This window comes from Allopontixanthobacter sp. (assembly GCF_034376665.1).
Lineage (GTDB): Bacteria > Pseudomonadota > Alphaproteobacteria > Sphingomonadales > Sphingomonadaceae > Allopontixanthobacter.
This window is the reverse complement of record NZ_JAXMJI010000027.1, coordinates 14,637-33,910: the sequence shown is the minus strand read 5'-3', so window position 1 is coordinate 33,910 and position 19,274 is coordinate 14,637. Positions and strand designations below refer to the sequence as shown.

Here is a 19,274-nt window from a genome sequence, read left to right as displayed (position 1 = left end):
TCGATTTTAAGCTGCCAATCAACAGAGCCATCGCGTTTAAATGATTGAAATGCCGCCGGTATAATCGGAGGGGACGGTTCGACCTCTTGCGCTGGATCAAAGCCAAATGAGAACTGCAACATTTGCGGTCGCATCAGCTTTGGAAGGTCGGATTTCCAAAGGTCGTGGCGCTCAACGACATGGTCGATTTCTTGAGCGCTGAATTTTCTCGTGAAGCCGACCATGAATACGACTTCTTCAATCGCATGGCGTTCGCCGATTGGTTTAAACGGCATCGCACTCGCTCATGTTTGAAAACCACCCCGCACAGTTCAATGAGGTCGCGCCTATCATGGACATTCAATGTAGGAAAGAGTGAGACTCTTTGCAATTCGCAAAAATATGCCGTTGCCACAATCTCTCATGTATCCTGGATTAGACGCATCGCTACTCCTCCCCCATCCGCAGCGCAGCAATAAACGCCTCCTGCGGAATGCTCACATTGCCATATTCGCGCATCTTGGCCTTGCCCTTCTTCTGCTTGTCGAGCAGCTTCTTCTTGCGCGAAATATCGCCGCCGTAGCATTTGGCGGTCACGTCCTTGCGCATCGCGGCGATGGTCTCGCGGGCGATCACTTTTCCGCCGATGGCCGCTTGCACCGGGATCTTGAACAGGTGCCGCGGGATGAGGTCTTTCAGGCGTTCGCACATGTGGCGGCCGCGCGCTTCGGCTACGCCGCGGTGGACGATCATCGACAGGGCGTCGACCGGTTCGTTGTTGACCAGGATGCTCATCTTGACGAGGTCGCCTTCGCGCAGGCCGATCTGTTCGTAATCGAAACTGGCATAGCCGCGGCTGATGCTTTTCAGGCGGTCGTAGAAATCGAACACCACTTCGTTCAGCGGCAATTCGTAAGTGATCTGCGCGCGCCCGCCGACATAGGTCAGGTCCAGCTGGATACCGCGGCGATCCTGGCACAGTTTCAGGATCGAGCCGAGATATTCGTCGGGTGTGTAGATGGTCGCCTTGATCCACGGTTCGTCGATCTGGTCGATCCGACTGGGGTCGGGGTAATCGGCCGGGTTGTGCAGCATCAGTTCCTGCGCCGGGTCGGTCCGTGATTTGTTGAGCTGGATGCGGTACACCACGCTGGGCGCCGTGGTGATCAGGTCCATGTCGTATTCGCGGGTCAGCCGTTCCTGGATGATTTCCAGGTGCAGCAGCCCGAGGAACCCGCAGCGGAAGCCGAAGCCCAATGCGGCGCTGCTTTCCGTCTCGAAGCTGAAGCTGGCGTCGTTGAGGCGCAGCTTGCCGATGCTGTCGCGCAGTTTCTCGAATTCCGCAGCGTCGACCGGGAACATGCCGCAGAACACCACCGGCTGGACTTCCTTGAAGCCCGGCAGCGCCTCGGTCGCGCCGTTTTTCACCGTGGTGATGGTGTCGCCGACCTTGGCCTGGGCGACTTCCTTGATCTGGGCGGTGATGAAGCCGATTTCGCCCGCGGCGAGTTCCTTGGTCTGTTCGATCTTGGGGCTCATGAAGCCGACGCGGTCGATCAGATGGTCGGTGCCGCCGGCCATGAATTTGACGTGGAGGCCCTTGCGGATGGTGCCGGCGATGACCCGGACGAGGATCACCACGCCGAGGTAGGGATCGTACCAGCTGTCCACCAGCATGGCTTTCAGCGGGGCGTCGCGGTCGCCCTTGGGTGGGGGGATCTTGGTGACGATCGCCTCGAGGATTTCGGCGATGCCGATGCCGGATTTGGCGCTGGCGAGCACGGCCTCGGATGCGTCGATGCCGATGATGTCCTCGATCTCGGTGCGGACTTTCTCCGGCTCGGCGGCGGGCAGGTCGATCTTGTTGATGACGGGGACGATTTCGTGGTCGTGTTCGATCGACTGGTAGACGTTGGCGAGCGTCTGCGCCTCGACCCCTTGCGCGGCGTCCACCACCAGCAGCGCGCCTTCGCACGCGGCGAGGCTGCGGGAGACCTCATAGGCGAAGTCGACGTGGCCGGGGGTGTCCATCAGGTTGAGCTGGTAGGTGTGCCCATCCTTGGCGGTGTAGTTGAGGCGGACCGTCTGCGCCTTGATGGTGATCCCGCGCTCTTTCTCGATGTCCATGTTATCAAGGACTTGCGCCGACATCTCGCGCTCGGTCAGGCCGCCGGTGAACTGGATCAGCCGGTCCGCCAACGTGGATTTGCCATGATCGATATGCGCGATGATGGAGAAATTTCTAATCCTGGATAATTCAGTCATGGCCCGCCGGTGCAATCTGGTTTGGTATCATGCGATACTTCGCCCCGCCCTTAGCGGCGCTTGATCGCCCTGTCAGCAAGTAGCTTGCTGCCGGTGCTGACGCGCTAGACCAGAGGGCCTAATTCAGAGCCCGTTCGGTCACATGCCCCCGCCTTGCCAAGCAGCGACGCGAAGTGCATGACTGCACCGGAAGGGCTGTAAATTGGCTCACGGGGGAGCGCGATGACCGACCGGAAAACGCTGGAGAACGAAGCAGCGCAATCAACCACAGCCCTGGGGCCGATGATCGGCCTGGCGCGGGAAGATTTTATCGGCGCGGTCGCGCTGCTGCTGCGGGAAACCGCCTCCGATCCTGCCCGCAGCATGAAACACGCCCGCAATATGGGCGAAGACATGATCAAGATCATGACGGGGAAATCCGAGTTGGCTCCGGATCCGAAAGACAAGCGCTTCAAGGATCCGGCGTGGCAGTACAATCCGTTCTTCCGCGCCGGTGCGCAATATTATCTCGCGGTGCAGAAGGGGATGCAAAACTGGCTCGCCGATCTCGAGCTGGACGAGCTGGAACGCGACCGGGCGAGTTTCATCTCCAACATCATTATCGACGGGCTGGCACCGACCAATACGCTGATCGGCAACCCCACGGCACAAAAGCGCCTGATCGACAGCGGCGGACTGAGTGTGATCAAGGGGCTGAAAAACGCCTATAACGACATGGTCCATAACAAGGGCATGGTCAGCCAGGTGGACAAGCGACCTTTCAAGCTTGGCGAGAATATTGCGATATCAAAGGGATCGGTCGTCCTGCGCACGGAGATGATGGAGCTTGTCCATTACGCGCCCACCACCGATCAGGTCTACGAAATCCCGCAGCTGACGATCCCGCCGCAAATCAACAAGATGTATATCAATGACCTGAGCCCGGACAAATCCGTGGTCAAATGGCAGGTCGACAACGGTATCCAGACCTTCGTGATCAGCTGGCGAAATCCTACCAAGGACCAGGGCCATTGGGACATGGCGGATTACATCGATTCCTGCCGCGAAGCGATGGAAGCGGTGTCGGCGATTACCGGCTCCAAAAAAGTCAACGTCTCGGCTGGATGTTCGGGCGGGCAAACTGCGGCGATGCTGGCCAGCAAGATGGCGGCGGACAAGGACAGCCTGCTTGGATCACTGACACTGATGGTTTGCGTGCTGCATCCCAAGCAGAACGACATCGAGGCCGGCTCGCTGGTGAGCGAGAATGGAATGCAACTGGCCCGCCAGCGCGCCGCAAAGCAAGGCGTAATCAAGGGCGACGATCTGGCGCGGGGCTTCGCGTGGCTGCGGCCGAACGATCTGATCTGGAATTATGTGATCAACAATTACCTGCTCGGCGACGATCCGCCGGCGTTCGACGTCCTGTTCTGGAACGCCGACGCCACCAATCTGTCCGCCAGCCTGATGGGCGACTTCCTGACCATCTTCGAAACGCTCGCCTTCACCAAAAAGGGTGAGGTCGAGATGGTCGGTCACAAGGTCGATTTGAGCAAGGTGACCAGCGACTTGTTCATCCTGGGCGGGGTGACCGATCACATCACGCCGTGGCGTGCCTGTTACCGTTCAACCCAACTGTTCGGTTCGAAGGATGTGACCTTCGTGCTCAGCCAGGCTGGACACATGCAGGCGATCCTCAACCCGCCGGGCAACCCCAAGGCCAAATACTTCAAGTCGAAGAACCCGGGCGGGCCTCCCAAAAAGGTCGAGGACTGGCTAGCGGGAACCGAGGAAGTCGCGGGCAGTTGGTGGCCGTTCTGGATGGAATGGGTCCAGTCCCGTTCCGGCAAGCAGAAAGCTGCACCGAAAAAGCTGGGCAACAGCGCGTATAAACCGCTAGAACCGGCGCCCGGGCTGTATGTGCTGGAACAGCGCTGAGCATCCCGTCAAAATTAATCACGCAAGGAAATCTATTTGACTGACGCCATGACCAATGCCGATATTTCAATGGAGAAAATCGGCGGCCGGACCCTGCGCGTTGCGCGCTGGCGGCTGGACATGCCGAGCGATCATGCACCGGTTCTGTTCTTCAACGGGATCGGCGCCAATATCGAAGCCGTCGCGCCGCTAGCAGACGCCCTTTCCGACCGCGGTTTCATCATGTTCGATATGCCGGGGATCGGCAAATCGCCCGACCCTGTGGTACCGTACAACACCGCCACCATGGCCTGGACCGCGGCGAAAGTGCTCGACCGCTTCGGGCTTGAGGAAGTCGATGTCATGGGCATTAGCTGGGGCGGCGGGCTGGCGCAGCATTTCGCGCTGCAACATCCGCGGCGGACGCGCCGTCTGGTGCTGGTTGCGACCAGCGCAGGGATGCTGATGATGCCGGGAAACCCCGCAGCGCTGACCAAGATGGCCAATCCGCGCCGCTACGTCGATGCCGATTACATGGCCCAGCATTTCGAGACGCTTTATGGCGGCGCGCTGGGCGATGCGTCCGGCAAGGGGGGACATATGGCCCGCCTCAGCCCGCCCAGCCCGCGCGGTTACATGTATCAGCTGATTGCGATGCTCGGCTGGACCAGCGCGCCCGCCCTGCCCTTCATGAAGAAGGACACGCTGATCCTGATGGGCGATGAAGACCAGATCGTGCCGCTGCTGAACGGCAAGTTCCTCAACATGCTGATCCCCAACAGCGAATTGGTGGTGATGGAGGGCGGAGGCCATCTGTTCCTGCTCAGCCACAAGGAACAGAGCGTGGCCGCGATCCGCGCGTTCCTCGATCCTGAAGAGGCACCTTCGGGCAGAGCGGAGCGCAAGCGGGCTGCCTGATGCGTCACATCGCCATCATTGGTTCCGGACCCGCCGGATATTACACGGCGGAAGGTGCCCAGAAACAATGGGGCGAGGATGTGCAGGTCGATATTTTCGACCGTTTGCCGGTGCCTTACGGTCTCATCCGCACCGGCGTCGCGCCCGACCACCAGTCGATCAAAGGTGTTTCGCGCCGGTACGAGAAGACCGCGCTGTCAGGCAACGTCCGCTTCGTGGGGAATGTCTCGATCGGCGAAGACCTGTCGATCGCGGATTTGCTCGATATGTACGATGCCGTCGTGCTGGCGACGGGAGCGCCCAATGACCGGTCCCTCGGCCTGCCCGGCGAAGAACTGGACAATGTGTTCGGGAGTGCGGAATTCGTCGGCTGGTACAACGGTCATCCGCAATTCGCCGGTCTATCGCCTGACCTGTCGGGCAAGCACGCAGTCGTCATCGGAATGGGCAATGTGGCGCTCGATGTCGCCCGCATCCTGTCCAAATCGGAGGAAGAATTCGCCGGAAGCGATATTGTCGGCCACGCGCTGGATGCCCTGCGCGGCTCCCGGATCGAAAAAATCACCATCGTGGCGCGGCGCGGCCCGCATCAGGTGGCGATGACGCCGAAAGAACTGGGCGAACTGGCCCACCTCAGCCGCGCCACACCGCGCGTCGATCCCGAGGATCTGCCGGACGAGGCGGAGGATGCAATTCTCGAGCCGGGCCTGCGCAAGTCCGTCGCTCATCTGCGCAGTTTCGCGGCCATCCCGGAGAGCATCCACGCCGATGCGCCCATCGAGATCTACTTCGACCTTTTCGCCAGCCCGATCGCGTTTCATGGCGCGGGAAAAGTCGCCGAGCTGGAACTGGAGCGCACCGAAGTTGTGACCGGCCGCGCAATCGGTACGGGCGAAACCTATCGCATTCCCGCCGATCTGGTGGTGAGCTGCATCGGCTACCGGACTTCGCCCATACCGGACGTGCCGTTCGACGAGCGGATGGGCCGATTCGCCAACGACGAGGGGCGCATTCTGACCGGGCTCTACTGCGTCGGCTGGGCCCGCCGCGGACCAAGCGGCACCATCGGAACAAACCGGCCTGATGGCTTTAGCGTAATCGAGAAGATCGCCAAAGACATGGACAGCGGCAAACTTGGCCGCGCCGGCAAAAAAGGCCGCGCCGGGTTCGACGAACTGGCGGCAGCCCGCGGGCTTGAGGTGGTGACGTTTCGCGACTGGAAGAAGATCGAGGAAGCCGAAGCCGCTGCCGCTCGTGACGGTTCCCCGCGCGAGAAGTTCGTCGATATCGCGGCCATGATCAAGACCTTGCGATAGCTCTAGGGCTCGATCACGATCCCCACTGCCGGATCGACCTGTCCCTTCACCATAGCGACAAATGTATCGCGCGCGGCCGCAAGGCCGGGGCGGATTTCTACCTCGACGGTGCCCTCGACCTCGCCGAGAAACCTGTGCCAGCTTTCCGCCACCGCTTTCCCGAACGCCTTGGGGCCGAGCTCCTTGATGGCGGCGACCGCGTAATGCGGGGCGAAGAACAGAATCGGCTGCGGGCCGGGCATATTCTTCGATCCGCCGATCCGCCCATCCACATGGGTTGCGCCGACCAGGCAGGAGTAGGCGAGATTGCCGCCCAGGTGTTCGTGGATAGCGCGCAGGACCTTGCTGTTGCCCGCAAAATCGACGGACACCGTAGGTACCTGCTCCAGTTCACCGACTTGGTCGTAGGAAAGAACCTGATCGTACAGCGCGGTCGCTTCGGTGAAGGCCACATTGCCCGCGGAGGTGAGCCCGATACGCCGCACCTGCGGCGATTTGTCTCTGGCTACGCTGGCCAGCGCCATCGATGTCTTTGACGATGCGCTGGTCATCACCATTGCTTCTGCGCCAAACCAGCTCTCGGTGCGAAACATCGTTTCGATGAGATAGCCGGTCTTGAACAGCGGCCCGAAGATCATCCGCTGCGCCTCGCGCGCCGGATCGTGTTCCGGATCGGCGGTCAACCGCGAATACTGGTTGTAGATCGGGCTCATCGGCTGGCGGTGCTCGGCCATGTCCATGAACCCGCCATCACTGACCTTGCCCGGGACGACATCGAGATGCGTCGCCATTGGCAGATAACCGTAAACCCGCTCTCCCACGGTGATTTCGGGATGGCGGGACTCCGCAACCCGCGCGTGACCCCACATCGGCACGACCCCGCGGGGTCCTTCTCCGGGAAAGAAGTTCCAGTAACCCATCTGGTCACCCGCCACCGCATAGGTCACATTGTTCGCGGTTACCGAGAAGCTCTCGATTTTCAGGCGCACTGCCCCCTCGGCCAGCGACCCGAGATCGGTATCGACCAGTACCGCATCGGAAATATCGTCCCGCAGGACATGTACGGCTTGGCTCATGGCACCTCTCGCGTTCTTGGGAAGCAACCTAGCGAGTCAGCAAGCCCGATGCGAACGGCAATCCTGGTATGGATTGCCTTCCCGCATCAGCGCACCATCTAGACCCGCATCGGCATCAGGACATACAGGGCCTGGCTCTTGTCATCCTTGCGGATCAGCGTCGGCGCGCCTGCGTCTGCCAGGTGCAATTCGGCGGTGTCACCGTCGATCTGGCCGAGGATGTCCTTCAGATAATTGGCGTTGAAGCCGATTTCGAACCCTTCCGAACCGTAATCCGCAGCCAGTTCTTCGGCTGCAGTGCCGTTGTCCGGGCTGCTGACGGACAGGGTGACCTTGTCCGTTTCGAGGCCCATCTTGACCGCCCGGGTCTTTTCCGTGGCGATGGTCGCGACGCGGTCCACCGCTTCGTAGAAACTGCGCGGGTCGATCCGGAGCAATTTGTCGTTGCCGGTAGGAATGACGCGGCTGTAATCGGGGAAGGTCCCGTCGATCAGCTTGCTGGTCAGAACCACGCCGCCTTCGCCGCCCATGGTGAAGCGGATCTTGCTGGCCGACAGGTCGATCTGGACATTGGCGTCGAGCGATTCCTCGAGCAGTTTGCGCAGTTCCGCAACCGCTTTGCGCGGCACGATAACGTCGGGCATCCCCTCCGCACCATCGGGGCGGGGCAGCGTGAAGCGCGCGAGGCGGTGACCGTCGGTCGCCGCGGCCCGAAGCACGGGCTGGTCCTCATCCGAGACGTGAAGGAAGATACCGTTGAGGTAGTAACGCGTTTCTTCCGTTGAAATGGCGAACCGCGTGCGGTCGATCAGTTCGGCCAGCGTTTTGGCGGGCAATTCGAAACTGGTCGGCAGATCACCTTCGACGATGACCGGAAAATCATCACGCGGCAGGGTTGGCAGGCTGAACCGGCTGCGTCCTGCCTTCACCGCCATGCGGTTGTCGGCGGTTTCCAGGCTGACCTGGCTTCCCTCCGGCAGTTTGCGCGCGATATCGAACAGCAGATGCGCGGACACGGTGATCGCACCGGGCATTTCGACCGAGGCCGCCGCCATGTTCTCGGTCACTTGCAGATCGAGGTCGGTCGCCATCACTTTCAGCGATCCGCCTACATCGGCATCGATCAACACGTTCGAGAGTATCGGAATCGTGTTGCGACGTTCCACCACCGACTGGACGTGGGATAGACAACGTAGCAGCGTGGCACGTTCGATTGTGGCCTTCATCGGTCCTTCTCGATCCCTCTTGCGCACCGGCTGAATGCCACAAATGACAGGCAGATTCGCCTGCTGGCGCCGGAAAATGGTCAAATAACCTTAGCGTTCGCATCTAACGCGGCAAGGCTGCAGTGCGAGTATGTACGATTCCTTGGGGATAAACTCCCCAAAGATTACGACATCATGGCCATGCCGCCGTTCACATGCAGCGTTTGCCCGGTGACATAGGCGGCTTCGCGCGATGCGAGATAGGTTACCGCGCTACCGATATCCTCACCCTCGCCCATCCGCCCCATCGGAATGCGGGAATTCAGCGCGTCCTTCTGCGCTTCGGGAAGCTGGTCGGTCATGGCTGTGCGGATAAAGCCCGGCGCGACGCAGTTGACGGTAATCCCGCGGCTGGCGAGCTCCTGCGCAAGGCTCTTGGACGCCCCGACCAGCCCGGCCTTCGCCGCTGCGTAGTTCATCTGGCCCGGATTTCCCGTGGCGCCGACCACGCTGGTGATGTTGACGATCCGGCCAAACCGCGCCTTCATCATCGGGCGGGCGGCAGCGCGCATCAGGCGAAACGCGGCCTCCAGATTGACCTGCATGACCTGGCTCCACTCGTCATCCTTCATCCGCATCGCGAGATTGTCGCGCGTGATCCCGGCGTTGTTGACCAGAATATCCAGCTGGCCGAACGTATCGATGGTCGCGGGCACGAGATGCTCCACGCTGTCGGCATTCGACAGATCGCAAGTGATCTCGACATGGTCGTGGCCGAAATCGTCGTTCAGTTCCTCGCGAAACGCCCGCAATTTATCGCCATTGGAGCCCGACAACGCCAACCGCGCGCCCTGCGCCGCGAGCGAGCGGGCAATAGCCGAACCGATCCCGCCGCTGGCACCGGTCACAAGGGCAGTCATTCCGGTTAGGTCAAACATTCTATTCTCCATAGATTTTTTAATCGCGCAGAGGCGCAGAGGACGCAGAGATCAAGATTAGGGCCGATAATCATTTACCAGACGCTTTATGCCTTCCTTCATTGTCGCACATGAAAAATTCAACAGCAGCCCAACGGGCTGCTCCAGTAGCCTCAGGTAGGTCAGCACCTGCTTCGCGTGCGCCTTGCTGAGTTGTTCAACCGACTTGATTTCCACGACCAGGCGATTGTCTACAAGCAAATCGACGCGGAACGCATTGGCAAAATGCATCCCGTCATAATGCACCGCAACAGGATGCTGCCGCGCAATACTGTAGCCTTGCTTCGCCAAAGATGCCCCAAGCACCATCTCGTAAACCGATTCAAGCAGTCCGGGGCCAAGTTCCCTATGTATCCGTATAGCCGCGCCGACGACATCCGCTGTGATCAGGTTAATGGGCTTCATTTAGGCCACCTCTGCGTTCTCTGCGTCTCTGCGCGAAAAAACCCTAAATTACCTTCAGCAGCGCTTCGATATCGTCCATCGTGACGACGCTGGTAACCTGTGCTTCGGGGTCGATCCGGCCTATCATCGGGCCGAGGACCTTGCCGCCGAGTTCCACGAACTGCTCCACCCCGGCGGCGCGCATCGCCAGCACGCTTTCGCGCCACCGTACCCGGCCGGTCACCTGCTGGACCAGCAGACGCTGGATTTCTGCCGGATCGGACACTTCGGCTGCCGTCACGTTGGCGTATAGCGGGAGTTGGAGCGCCTTGGGACCGGTCACCTCCAGCGCTGCCGCCATTGCATCGGCGGCGGGTTGCATCAGCGGGCAGTGGAACGGTGCGGATACCGGCAGCAGGATCCCGCGCTTGATCCCGTGATCCTTGACCAGCGCGATCGCGCGCTCGATCGCCTCGCGGTGGCCGGAAATGACGACCTGAGTGGGGTCATTGTCATTGGCAACGGTGCATACCTGGCCCTCCGCAGCGGCGGCGGCGAGCGCTTGCGCCTTGTCGATGTCCGCCCCCAGCAGGGCGGCCATTGCGCCTTCGCCAACCGGGACCGCGGCCTGCATCGCCTGACCGCGCAGTTTCAGCAGCCGCGCGGTATCCGCCAGCGAGAACGCGCCAACCGCGCATAGCGCCGTGTATTCACCGAGGCTGTGGCCGGCAACGCAATCGCCCTTGTCGGCCAGCGAAATCCCGCCTTCCTGCTCCAGCACCCGCAGCACGGCGATGGCGTTGGCCATGATCGCAGGCTGGGCATTCTCGGTCAGCAGCAGGGTCTCGTCCGGCCCGCTAGTCATCACCGCAAACAGCTTCTGGCCGAGAGCGTCGTCGACTTCCTGGAAAACTTCACGCGCGGCGGGGCTGGCGGCGGCGAGATCAGCGCCCATGCCGACTTTCTGGCTGCCCTGGCCGGGAAAAACAAACGCTCGCATTCCTTGGTCTCCTTTGGGCCGCGCGCTTATTGGCTGCGGGCACGTGCCGCAAGTCCGAAGGGGACGACCCGGTTGGCCCCGTCATGTCCGATATCGGCGCGGCCGAGATATTCTATCCCCGCCTTTTCGCACCAGAACCGGGCGATTTCTTCCTCGGTCATGCCGAAGGGGCGGTCGTTTTCCGGCACATCGCCGATCCTGCCGAGCCGCAATCCGGCAGCGCCGCGAAGATGCTGGGCGATGTGGAAGAACAGCCGGTCGACGGCGTAGAGATGTTCGGAAACCTCCTCCACCATCACTACATGGCGGGTCAGATCGGGCATCAGATCGGTGCCGCACAGCATCGCCAGCGTCATCAGGTTGAACGCGGCGGCAGGATGTCCGTCCAGCGAAGGCTCGAACCCGCCAACGCCGCCGGACAGGAAATCGAGCGACCTGCGTACCGCCTCAGCGCCGCCCTCCCGCCGGATATCGCCCACCATCGGCCCGTGGGCGGGGGAACCGATGCCGGCCCTGTAAAGGGCGGCCAGCAGGAAACCGGCGTCGGAATAGCCGACATACCGCTTGCTCCGCGCGGCTGCTCCCAATTGCGCCACAGCCTCGGCGGCGATTCGGTTCGAGCCGTAACCACCGTTGGCGAACCACACCGCATCGAACCCGGAATCGTTGGCGCATTCGACCAGCGCCCCCATTCGCTCGGCATCGGTTCCGGCGAAATGGCCGTGGCTGGCAAAGCATTGGGGGTGGAATTCGAGCTCGATCGCGGCATCGTCTGCGACCAGTTCCCGCACCGCGTCGGCGTGCTCCTGCTCCAGTCTCTTGCCGGGCGCGCAGATGGCGATGCGGGTTTTTGCCGTGCTCATTCGCGGTTCCTATACGGCATTCCGGCAAATGCGGTAATCCTGCTTGTAATGGCCGGACGAGCGACATACCGCTGCCCGCATGAATGACGAAACTGCCCCTGCCCCGCACGCGGGCCGCCCGTGGTTTTTCTGCGGCATCGGCGGATCGGGGATGCTGCCACTGGCGCAAATCCTGAAGGGCCGCGGTGCCGTGGTGGCGGGATCCGATCGCAGCTTCGACCAGGGGCGGACACCGGAAAAATTCGCCTGGCTGGAAGCGCATGGCTTCACCCTGTTTCCGCAGGACGGGAGCGGAATTACCGATCCGCAGCAGATCCTGGTCGCCTCCGCTGCGGTCGAGGATACGGTTCCCGAAATGGTCCGCGGCAAGGAGCTTGGCTGCACCCACATGACCCGCGCGCAATTGCTGTCGGGCCTGTTCAACAGCGCGCGGACCGGCATTGCGATCGGCGGCACCAGCGGCAAATCGACTGTCACCGGGATGCTCGGCTGGATTCTCCACGCGGTTGGCCGCGATCCGACGATCATGAACGGCGCGGTGATGAAGAATTTCGTCTCGGTGGACACCCCCTTCGCCAGCGCCGTGGTCGGAAACGGAGATGCGTTCGTCAGCGAAGTGGACGAGAGCGATGGGTCGATCGCCCTGTACCGGCCAGCTGTCGCGGTGCTGCTCAACGTCAGTCTCGACCACAAGAGCATGGACGAATTGCGCAGCCTGTTCGGCGATTTCCTGGCCGCAAGCGGAGTAGCGGTGATCAACGCCGACAATCCCGAGGCGCTGGCGCTGCTTCCCCACGCGAAATCCGCGCTGACGTTCGGCGTCGAGCAGGAACTGGCGCAGATCGGCGTGGTTCCCGGCAGCATTGCCGACAGTCCGGTGCGGCAGGCGGCAATGATCGTGGATAGGCATGACGGCCAGACTTTTCCGCTCACCCTTGCCCTGCCCGGCAGGCACAACCTCTCCAACGCGCTCGCCGCCATCGCCGGCGCGGTTGCGGCGGGCGTTCCGGTGGGGGAAGCCGTTGCAGCTTTGGCGGGTTTTGCTGGCCTTGCGCGGCGGTTCGACATCATCGGCACCAGCCCATCGGGGATCACCGTGATCGACGATTTCGGCCATAATCCGGAGAAATGCGCCGCCACCCTGCGCACGATGAAACTGCACCCGGGCCGCGTGATCGCCTTCTTTCAGCCGCATGGCTACGGGCCGCTGCGCCAGATGGGGGCAGAACTCGCGGAGACTTTCGCCCGGGAACTCGGCCCGGACGACATCACGCTGATGTGCGACCCGGTCTATTTCGGCGGCACGGTAGACCGCAGCCAGGGCAGCGAGCGGATCATCCAGTTGATCGCGCAGGCAGGCGGCACCGCCGAATACCTCCCCACGCGGGACGATTGCGCGGACAGGATCGCGGAGATCGCCCGGCCCGGCGACCGGATCGTGGTAATGGGAGCGCGCGACGATACGTTGACCGAATTTGCCCGCGGAATTCTCGATCGGCTGGCTTGATCCAGCTCAATGCGCTCCGGTTTCGTGACCGATTTTCAGCACCTTGTGCAGAACGAACACAATCACTCCGCCCAGCAGCAGCCCGAACAGGGCGGAATACACCGCATAGCCCAGCCACCCCAGCACACCAGCCAGCGCCCCGGTTGCCGATTCGATGGCGTGCTGAACCCCGTGGCCGAGATCGTACAGCAGGTCCCAGCCCAGTTCATGCAGCGCATGGACGATGATACCGCCCCCTACCCATAGCATCGCCAGCGTCCCCACGACCGACAGAATGGTGAGCAGTTTCGGCATCGCCAGCAGCAGAAACCGGCCTGTGCGCTGGGCGGTTTCGGATTCGCGCTCCGCCAGATGCAGGCCGACATCGTCCATTTTGACGATCATCGCCACCGCCCCATAGACGATGAATGTGATAGCGATCCCGACCAGCGCCAGCGCTGCGGCGCGAATCCAGAAACTGTCGGAAATTGTGCCGATTTCGTTCAGGGAAATGGCCATGATCTCGGCCGAGAGAATCAGGTCGGTGCGGATCGCGCCGCCGATGCGTTCTTGCTCGAACTTGGCCAGGTCGGTGATCGGGTCTTCCAGCGTCTTGCCGTGTTTCGCCCCGCCCAGCTTCTCGATCACTTTTTCCGCACCTTCATAGGACAGATAAGCGCCGCCCAGCAGCAGCAGGAAGGTGATTGCGGAAGGCAGAAGCCAGGTGAGCAGCAACGCGCCCGGCAGCAGGATCAAAAGCTTGTTCTTGAGACTGCCCGTGGTGATCGACCAGATGATCGGCAGTTCCCGGTCGGGGGTGAGTCCGGTGACATAGGACGGCGTCACCGCGGCATCGTCGATTACCACGCCAGCAGCCTTGCTGCCCGCGCGGCCAGCGGCGACACCGATATCGTCAACCGAAGCCGCCGCAACCCTGGCAATTACCGAAATATCGTCGAGCAGCGCGACTAATCCACCAGGCACGGCAATTCCTCCTGTTTTCGCCTTGCCTTTGAAGTCCTGCCGCAGGTGTGGCAAGCCCGATCCGTGCTTGCATTACGCGCGGGACCCGCTATGTGCCCGCCTTCGCTTCCGCCAGGGAGTGAAACTGAAGAAAGCCGGAGGGGCCCCGCAATCCCGCGGATCAGCCAGCGATCGGCATTACAATGTGAAGGAAGCAAAGATGGCTCTGTACGAGCATGTCTTTCTCGCGCGTCAGGATTTGAGCCAGGCTCAGGTCGATGCGCTGGCGGCAACTGCCACCGAAATCGTCGAAGCGAATGCAGGCAAGGTTACCAAGACGGAAACCTGGGGCCTCAAGAACCTCGCTTACAAGATCGACCGTAACCGCAAGGCGCATTTCGTGCTGATCAACATCGAAGGCCCCGGTGCCGTCGTTGCCGAGCTCGAACGCCAGACGCGGATCAACGAAGACATCATCCGCTACATGACCGTCCGCGTGGACGAACATGAAGAAGGTCCTTCGGTCATGATGCGCAAGCAGGACCGTGACCGCAAGAAGCGTACCGAGCGTGAGGAGCGTTACTGATGGCCCGTCCGTTTTTCCGCCGCCGCAAGAGCTGCCCATTCTCGGGCAAGGGTGCCCCCGCCATCGATTACAAAGATGTGCGGCTGCTGCAGGGCTTCATGTCCGAACGCGGCAAGATCGTGCCCAGCCGCATTACCGCCGTATCCGCCAAGAAGCAGCGCGAGCTGGCCAAGGCGATCAAGCGCGCACGCCAGATCGGCCTGCTGCCCTACCTCGTCAAGTAAGGAGCGAGCGCCATGGATATCATTCTGCTCGAACGTATCGAGAAACTCGGCACCATCGGTGACGTCGTAACTGTCAAGGACGGTTACGCACGCAACTACCTGCTGCCCAACAAGAAAGCCCTGCGCGCCAATTCGGCGAACAAGGCCGTGTTCGAAGCCAACCGGGAACGGCTGGAAAAGGAAAACGAACAGCTTCGCGGTGAGGCCGAGAAGACCGGTGAGAAAGTTGCCGGCGCCGAAGTGGTGCTGATCCGCGCTTCTTCGAACTCCGGCCAGCTGTACGGTTCGGTCACCGTCCGCGACATCGTCGACGGACTGGCGGCTCAGGGCCACGAAGTGACCAAGAAGATGGTCATCCTCGAACATCCGATCAAGACCTTGGGCGTGTTCGACGTTCGCGTTCGCCTCCACGCCGAAGTCGACGTGATGGTGAAAGCCAATGTCGCCCGTTCGGACGATGAAGCCGAATTGCAGCGCCAGGGCGTCGATGTGATGAAGTCGATGTTCGAAGAAGAACAGGCCGAAGGCAGCGGCGGTTTCACCGAAGCGGTCGACCCGACGCTGGAGCCGGGCGAAATACCCGCCGACATGCTCGAAGGCGGCGATGACGCCGAGGCCGAAGAAGAAACCCAAGCCTGAGCTTCTTGAAACTGTGAATATCGGGGGCGCTGCTTGAAAAGGCAGCGCCCTTTTCTTTGTAATGCAGCCCATCGCGCGCTATCTGCCATCGATGGAATCAATCGAAACTATTATCGACGAGCTGGATACGCTCTACACCGCAGCCGTTGACCGCCTTCGCGCCGATGTCATCGCCTTTGGCCGGGAAGGCACCTTGCCCCCGCCCGAACGCCGCAAAGATGGCAGTTATGCCTATCCCGAACTGGTGATGCGGTTTACCGGCGGGCAGCAACCGACCGACCGCAGCCGCGCCTTCGGCCGTTTGAACGCACCCGGGACCTATGCCACCACCGTCACGCGCCCGCGGATGTTCGCCGATTATCTGACCGAGCAGCTGGAACTGATCGGCAGCGATTACGACATCAGCCTGGAAGTGCGCGCATCGCGGCAGGAAATCCCGTTCCCCTATGTGCTGGATGGCGCTGTCGGTGCCGAACTCGCAGGGATCAGCCCGCAGGAAATCGCTCGCCATTTTCCCGCGACCGAACTCGCCGATATCGGCGACGAGCTGGCCGATGGAATTGAGATTGACGACATCAGCGGCCCGATTCCGCTGTCACTGTTCGACGGGTTGCGGACCGATTTCAGCCTGGCGCGGCTGGCGCATTACACCGGCACCAGCACCGAGCACTTCCAGCGCTTCATCCTGTTCACCAACTATCACCGCTATGTCGATGAATTCGTCGATTGGGCCGGCGAACAAGTGGGCAAGGACGGATACACCGCGCTGGCCGGCGCCGGCGGAATGCTGCTCGAGAAGCCGTTGAAGAATGCCCGCAACCATCTGTCCGACACCGCGTGGCGGCGGCACCAGATGCCCGCCTATCACCTGATCGGCGAAGGGCGCAGCGGGATTACGCTGGTGAATATCGGCGTCGGCCCCTCCAACGCCAAGACCATCACCGATCACCTCGCCGTCTTGCGGCCCGAGGCATGGCTGATGATCGGCCATTGCGGCGGCTTGCGGCCCACCCAGAAGATCGGCGATTACGTCCTCGCCCACGCCTATCTGCGGGACGATCACGTGCTCGATCACGTCCTGCCGCCCGAAATTCCCCTGCCGGCCATTGCCGAAGTCCAGCAGGCACTGGCAGCGGCGGCGCAGGAAGTCAGCGGCTCCCACGGGGCGGATCTGAAAAAGCGGATGCGCACCGGCACCGTCGTCACCACCGACGACCGCAATTGGGAACTGCGCTACACCCATTCCGCCCGCCGCCTGAGCCTCAGTCGCGCGGTCGGAATCGACATGGAGAGTGCCACCATCGCCGCGCAGGGCTACCGCTTCCGCGTCCCCTACGGCACGATGCTATGCGTGTCGGACAAGCCGCTGCACGGCGAAATCAAATTGCCGGGGCAAGCGAACAAGTTCTACGAAGAAGCGATCAGCGCCCATCTCAAGATCGGCGTAACCGCCTGCCGCCTGCTTCGGGCGGAGGGCCCAAGGCTGCATTCACGCAAATTGCGGGCGTTTAACGAACCGCCGTTTAGGTAGGTCTGCTTTTAGGCACATTAGCACCTCTTAAGCCGCAATCACCTGCGCCGTTCGCTCGGGTTCGGCGGCGATTACCTTCAAAAACGACCGAACCGCAGGCGGTGGCAGGACCCGCCCTATCTCGTATTGACGAATATTCGCCACCGGTATCCCGTAGCGCTCCGCGAATTCAGTCTGGCTCAGGCCGAGACGGTGGCGCAACTGGCGGATGCTCCGCCCCATTCGGGCGCGCTCAAGCCCTGCAGCACTTACAGCCCGGTCTTCCGGATCAGTCGGATCGGTCTCAATCGCTATGATACGCTCTTTGCTCACCGCCGTTGCTCCTTCGGACAGAAATCAATCGTATCGCTTCGCCGCGATAGACATATATCGCCGTCCATAATCGATCATCGACATTGCCGATGACCTTGTAGCGTTCTTCCTCGTCACCGTGCCGGATAGTCGGCAAAACAAGTAAATTGAGGTCATCGAAAATTCCCTGGCCAAAATCGAGAGACACGCCATGCTTGGCCAGATTGGCAGCACTTTTGGCCGCGTCATACTCGAATATCATATATGTGATTTACACATAGCAGTCAACCGCACCTTCACCCCTTGCCCTTGGTCTTCGTCTTCCCGGCCACTGCGTTCGCTTCAATAAATTCGATGATCTGTCCGGCAATATCCTTGCCGGTCGCGGCTTCGATGCCTTCCAGACCGGGGGAGGAGTTGACCTCCATGATTACCGGACCGTGATTGCTGCGCAGCAGATCGACGCCGCAGACGTTGAGGCCCATGTGCTTGGCCGCGCGCACTGCGGTCGAGCGTTCCTCCGGGGTGATCTTGATCAGCGCCGCGGTGCCGCCACGGTGGAGGTTTGAGCGGAAATCGCCTTTCGCGCCCTGCCGCTTCATCGAGGCGACGACCTTGCCGCCGACCACCAGGCAGCGGATATCCGACCCGCCCGCTTCCTTGATGAATTCCTGCACCAGTATGTTCACATTGGCCCCGCGAAACGCCTCGATCACGGATGTCGCGCTCTTGTCGGTTTCCGCCAGCACCACGCCGATGCCCTGCGTACCTTCGAGCAGTTTGATCACTACTGGCGCGCCGCCCACCGCCTTGATCACCTCCGCCGATTGCTTGGGATCATGCGCGAAAGCGGTCAGCGGCAGGCCCAGCCCGTGCTTGGCGAGGATCTGCATCGAGCGTAATTTGTCGCGGCTGCGCCCGATCGCCACGCTTTCGTTGAGCGGCCAGACCCCGCCCATCTCGAACTGCCGCAGCACGGCCAGACCATATTGCGTGATCGACGCCCCGATACGCGGGATGACGACATCATAGCCGGCCAGCGTCTCGCCATTATAGGCCACCGTCGGACGGTGGCTGGCGATGTTCACCGTGCAGCGCAGGGTGTTGAGGATATCCATCGAATGGCCGCGCAGCTCCGCCGCCTCGACCAGACGCTTGTGCGAATAGAGCCTGGGGTTCCGGGCAAGCATGGCGATTTTCATCGAATCGGGTCCTGTGAACGGAGCGGGTCAGGCAAGAGGAAGGATCTGGCCGAATCGACCAGGAAACGTTTGCGCAGCGACGTGCGGCCGATGAGCATGGGGAACACCATGTCGGACCGGTCTGCCAGACTGAACTCGGCCCGGAAGCTGTGGTTCCCCATCGCCAGTTCGGTCTTGATGATCAGCCGTTCCTGGCTTTCGCCGTTGGAGCTGGTGATCATCCGGTGCGCGACGCGCGGAGCTTCGACGATCTGGTGGTGATCCTCGACCGCGTCGATGGTGAAACGCGCCCATTCCTCGCCGCCGCGCTCGAACAATTCAATATCGGTCGCATGGAGGGAGGATGTCCGCGCGCCGGTGTCCACCTTGGCCTGCAGATGCAGCACGCCCAGTTCCGGCAAGGACACGATCTCGCGCCAGCCGCAGACGTCTTTCGAGAGGGGGCGGGAGCTCATCTGGCTGCGATCTAGCAC

Annotated in this window: 21 protein-coding genes; 8 read left to right on the top strand and 13 right to left on the bottom strand. The window is 61.5% G+C overall.

The window, feature by feature from the left end:
- Together U0988_RS02800 and lepA are read right to left on the bottom strand one after the other, a co-directional pair.
- A partial coding sequence (locus U0988_RS02800; RefSeq protein ID WP_322291127.1) for a hypothetical protein occupies positions 1-275 on the bottom strand: 275 nt, incomplete at its 3' end.
- A gap of 151 nt (positions 276-426) precedes the next feature.
- Positions 427-2,244, bottom strand: a complete 1,818-nt coding sequence (gene lepA / locus U0988_RS02795) for a translation elongation factor 4 (protein WP_322291126.1) — start codon at positions 2,242-2,244, stop codon at positions 427-429.
- 222 nt (positions 2,245-2,466) lie between these two features.
- Between lepA and U0988_RS02790 the strand changes: the two genes are divergently transcribed.
- From U0988_RS02790 to U0988_RS02780, 3 genes are read left to right on the top strand one after another with little or no spacing between them, the layout of a single operon-like run.
- A complete protein-coding gene (locus tag U0988_RS02790) occupies positions 2,467-4,161 on the top strand; it encodes a PHA/PHB synthase family protein (RefSeq protein WP_322291125.1) in 1,695 nt (564 codons plus the stop codon).
- Positions 4,162-4,197: 36 nt separating this feature from the next.
- Positions 4,198-5,058 carry an alpha/beta fold hydrolase gene (locus tag U0988_RS02785; RefSeq protein ID WP_322291124.1) on the top strand — a complete coding sequence of 287 codons (861 nt, stop codon included), beginning with the start codon at positions 4,198-4,200 and terminating at the stop codon, positions 5,056-5,058.
- Positions 5,058-6,374, top strand: coding sequence for an FAD-dependent oxidoreductase (locus U0988_RS02780; RefSeq protein ID WP_322291123.1), 1,317 nt, complete (start codon positions 5,058-5,060; stop codon positions 6,372-6,374). The genes U0988_RS02785 and U0988_RS02780 overlap by 1 nt, the downstream gene beginning before the upstream one ends.
- A 2-nt stretch (positions 6,375-6,376) precedes the next feature.
- Here U0988_RS02780 and U0988_RS02775 read toward each other — a convergent pair whose 3' ends face one another.
- From U0988_RS02775 to U0988_RS02750, 6 genes are all read right to left on the bottom strand, one after another.
- Positions 6,377-7,450 (bottom strand): DUF2855 family protein, encoded by a 1,074-nt coding sequence (locus U0988_RS02775; RefSeq protein WP_322291122.1) that lies wholly within the window; start codon positions 7,448-7,450, stop codon positions 6,377-6,379.
- A 98-nt stretch (positions 7,451-7,548) separates the two neighbouring features.
- Positions 7,549-8,676 carry a DNA polymerase III subunit beta gene (gene dnaN / locus U0988_RS02770; RefSeq protein ID WP_322291121.1) on the bottom strand — a complete coding sequence of 376 codons (1,128 nt, stop codon included), beginning with the start codon at positions 8,674-8,676 and terminating at the stop codon, positions 7,549-7,551.
- Between the two features lie 164 nt (positions 8,677-8,840).
- Positions 8,841-9,593, bottom strand: a complete 753-nt coding sequence (gene fabG, locus U0988_RS02765; protein ID WP_322291120.1) for a 3-oxoacyl-ACP reductase FabG — start codon at positions 9,591-9,593, stop codon at positions 8,841-8,843.
- 57 nt (positions 9,594-9,650) lie between these two features.
- On the bottom strand, positions 9,651-10,037 hold the full coding sequence (locus U0988_RS02760; RefSeq protein ID WP_322291119.1) for a GxxExxY protein: 387 nt from the start codon (positions 10,035-10,037) through the stop codon (positions 9,651-9,653).
- Positions 10,038-10,080: 43 nt separating this feature from the next.
- On the bottom strand, positions 10,081-11,016 hold the full coding sequence (fabD, locus tag U0988_RS02755) for an ACP S-malonyltransferase (protein ID WP_322291118.1): 936 nt from the start codon (positions 11,014-11,016) through the stop codon (positions 10,081-10,083).
- Between the two features lie 26 nt (positions 11,017-11,042).
- Entirely contained in the window at positions 11,043-11,879 is an 837-nt protein-coding gene (locus U0988_RS02750; RefSeq protein ID WP_322291117.1) for an LD-carboxypeptidase, read from the bottom strand.
- Between the two features lie 79 nt (positions 11,880-11,958).
- Between U0988_RS02750 and U0988_RS02745 the strand changes: the two genes are divergently transcribed.
- Complete coding sequence (locus U0988_RS02745; protein WP_322291116.1) at positions 11,959-13,386, top strand: glutamate ligase domain-containing protein; 1,428 nt, start codon at positions 11,959-11,961, stop codon at positions 13,384-13,386.
- A 6-nt stretch (positions 13,387-13,392) separates the two neighbouring features.
- Here U0988_RS02745 and U0988_RS02740 read toward each other — a convergent pair whose 3' ends face one another.
- Entirely contained in the window at positions 13,393-14,349 is a 957-nt protein-coding gene (locus U0988_RS02740) for a DUF808 domain-containing protein (RefSeq protein ID WP_322291115.1), read from the bottom strand.
- Positions 14,350-14,548: 199 nt separating this feature from the next.
- On the opposite strand from U0988_RS02740, the gene rpsF reads away from it, so the two are divergent.
- From rpsF to U0988_RS02720, 4 genes are all read left to right on the top strand, one after another.
- Positions 14,549-14,914, top strand: coding sequence for a 30S ribosomal protein S6 (gene rpsF / locus U0988_RS02735; RefSeq protein WP_322291114.1), 366 nt, complete (start codon positions 14,549-14,551; stop codon positions 14,912-14,914).
- Complete coding sequence (gene rpsR / locus U0988_RS02730; RefSeq protein ID WP_160755019.1) at positions 14,914-15,138, top strand: 30S ribosomal protein S18; 225 nt, start codon at positions 14,914-14,916, stop codon at positions 15,136-15,138. Before rpsF ends, rpsR begins: the two co-directional genes overlap by 1 nt.
- Before the next feature lie 12 nt (positions 15,139-15,150).
- Positions 15,151-15,777 carry a 50S ribosomal protein L9 gene (gene rplI / locus U0988_RS02725; protein WP_322291113.1) on the top strand — a complete coding sequence of 209 codons (627 nt, stop codon included), beginning with the start codon at positions 15,151-15,153 and terminating at the stop codon, positions 15,775-15,777.
- 91 nt (positions 15,778-15,868) lie between these two features.
- Positions 15,869-17,308 carry an AMP nucleosidase gene (locus tag U0988_RS02720; protein ID WP_322291112.1) on the top strand — a complete coding sequence of 480 codons (1,440 nt, stop codon included), beginning with the start codon at positions 15,869-15,871 and terminating at the stop codon, positions 17,306-17,308.
- A gap of 27 nt (positions 17,309-17,335) precedes the next feature.
- Here U0988_RS02720 and U0988_RS02715 read toward each other — a convergent pair whose 3' ends face one another.
- The 4 genes from U0988_RS02715 to U0988_RS02700 are packed head-to-tail and all read right to left on the bottom strand — an operon-like array spanning position 17,336 to position 19,256.
- The gene (locus U0988_RS02715) at positions 17,336-17,620 is read right to left on the bottom strand and encodes a helix-turn-helix domain-containing protein (RefSeq protein WP_322291111.1); all 285 of its coding nucleotides are present in this window, start codon (positions 17,618-17,620) and stop codon (positions 17,336-17,338) included.
- Positions 17,592-17,861, bottom strand: coding sequence for a BrnT family toxin (locus tag U0988_RS02710; RefSeq protein ID WP_322291110.1), 270 nt, complete (start codon positions 17,859-17,861; stop codon positions 17,592-17,594). The genes U0988_RS02715 and U0988_RS02710 overlap by 29 nt, the downstream gene beginning before the upstream one ends.
- Before the next feature lie 34 nt (positions 17,862-17,895).
- Entirely contained in the window at positions 17,896-18,801 is a 906-nt protein-coding gene (gene rimK, locus U0988_RS02705) for a 30S ribosomal protein S6--L-glutamate ligase (RefSeq protein ID WP_322291109.1), read from the bottom strand.
- Positions 18,798-19,256, bottom strand: a complete 459-nt coding sequence (locus tag U0988_RS02700) for an ATP-dependent zinc protease (protein ID WP_322291108.1) — start codon at positions 19,254-19,256, stop codon at positions 18,798-18,800. Before U0988_RS02700 ends, rimK begins: the two co-directional genes overlap by 4 nt.
- Positions 19,257-19,274 lie beyond the last annotated feature (18 nt).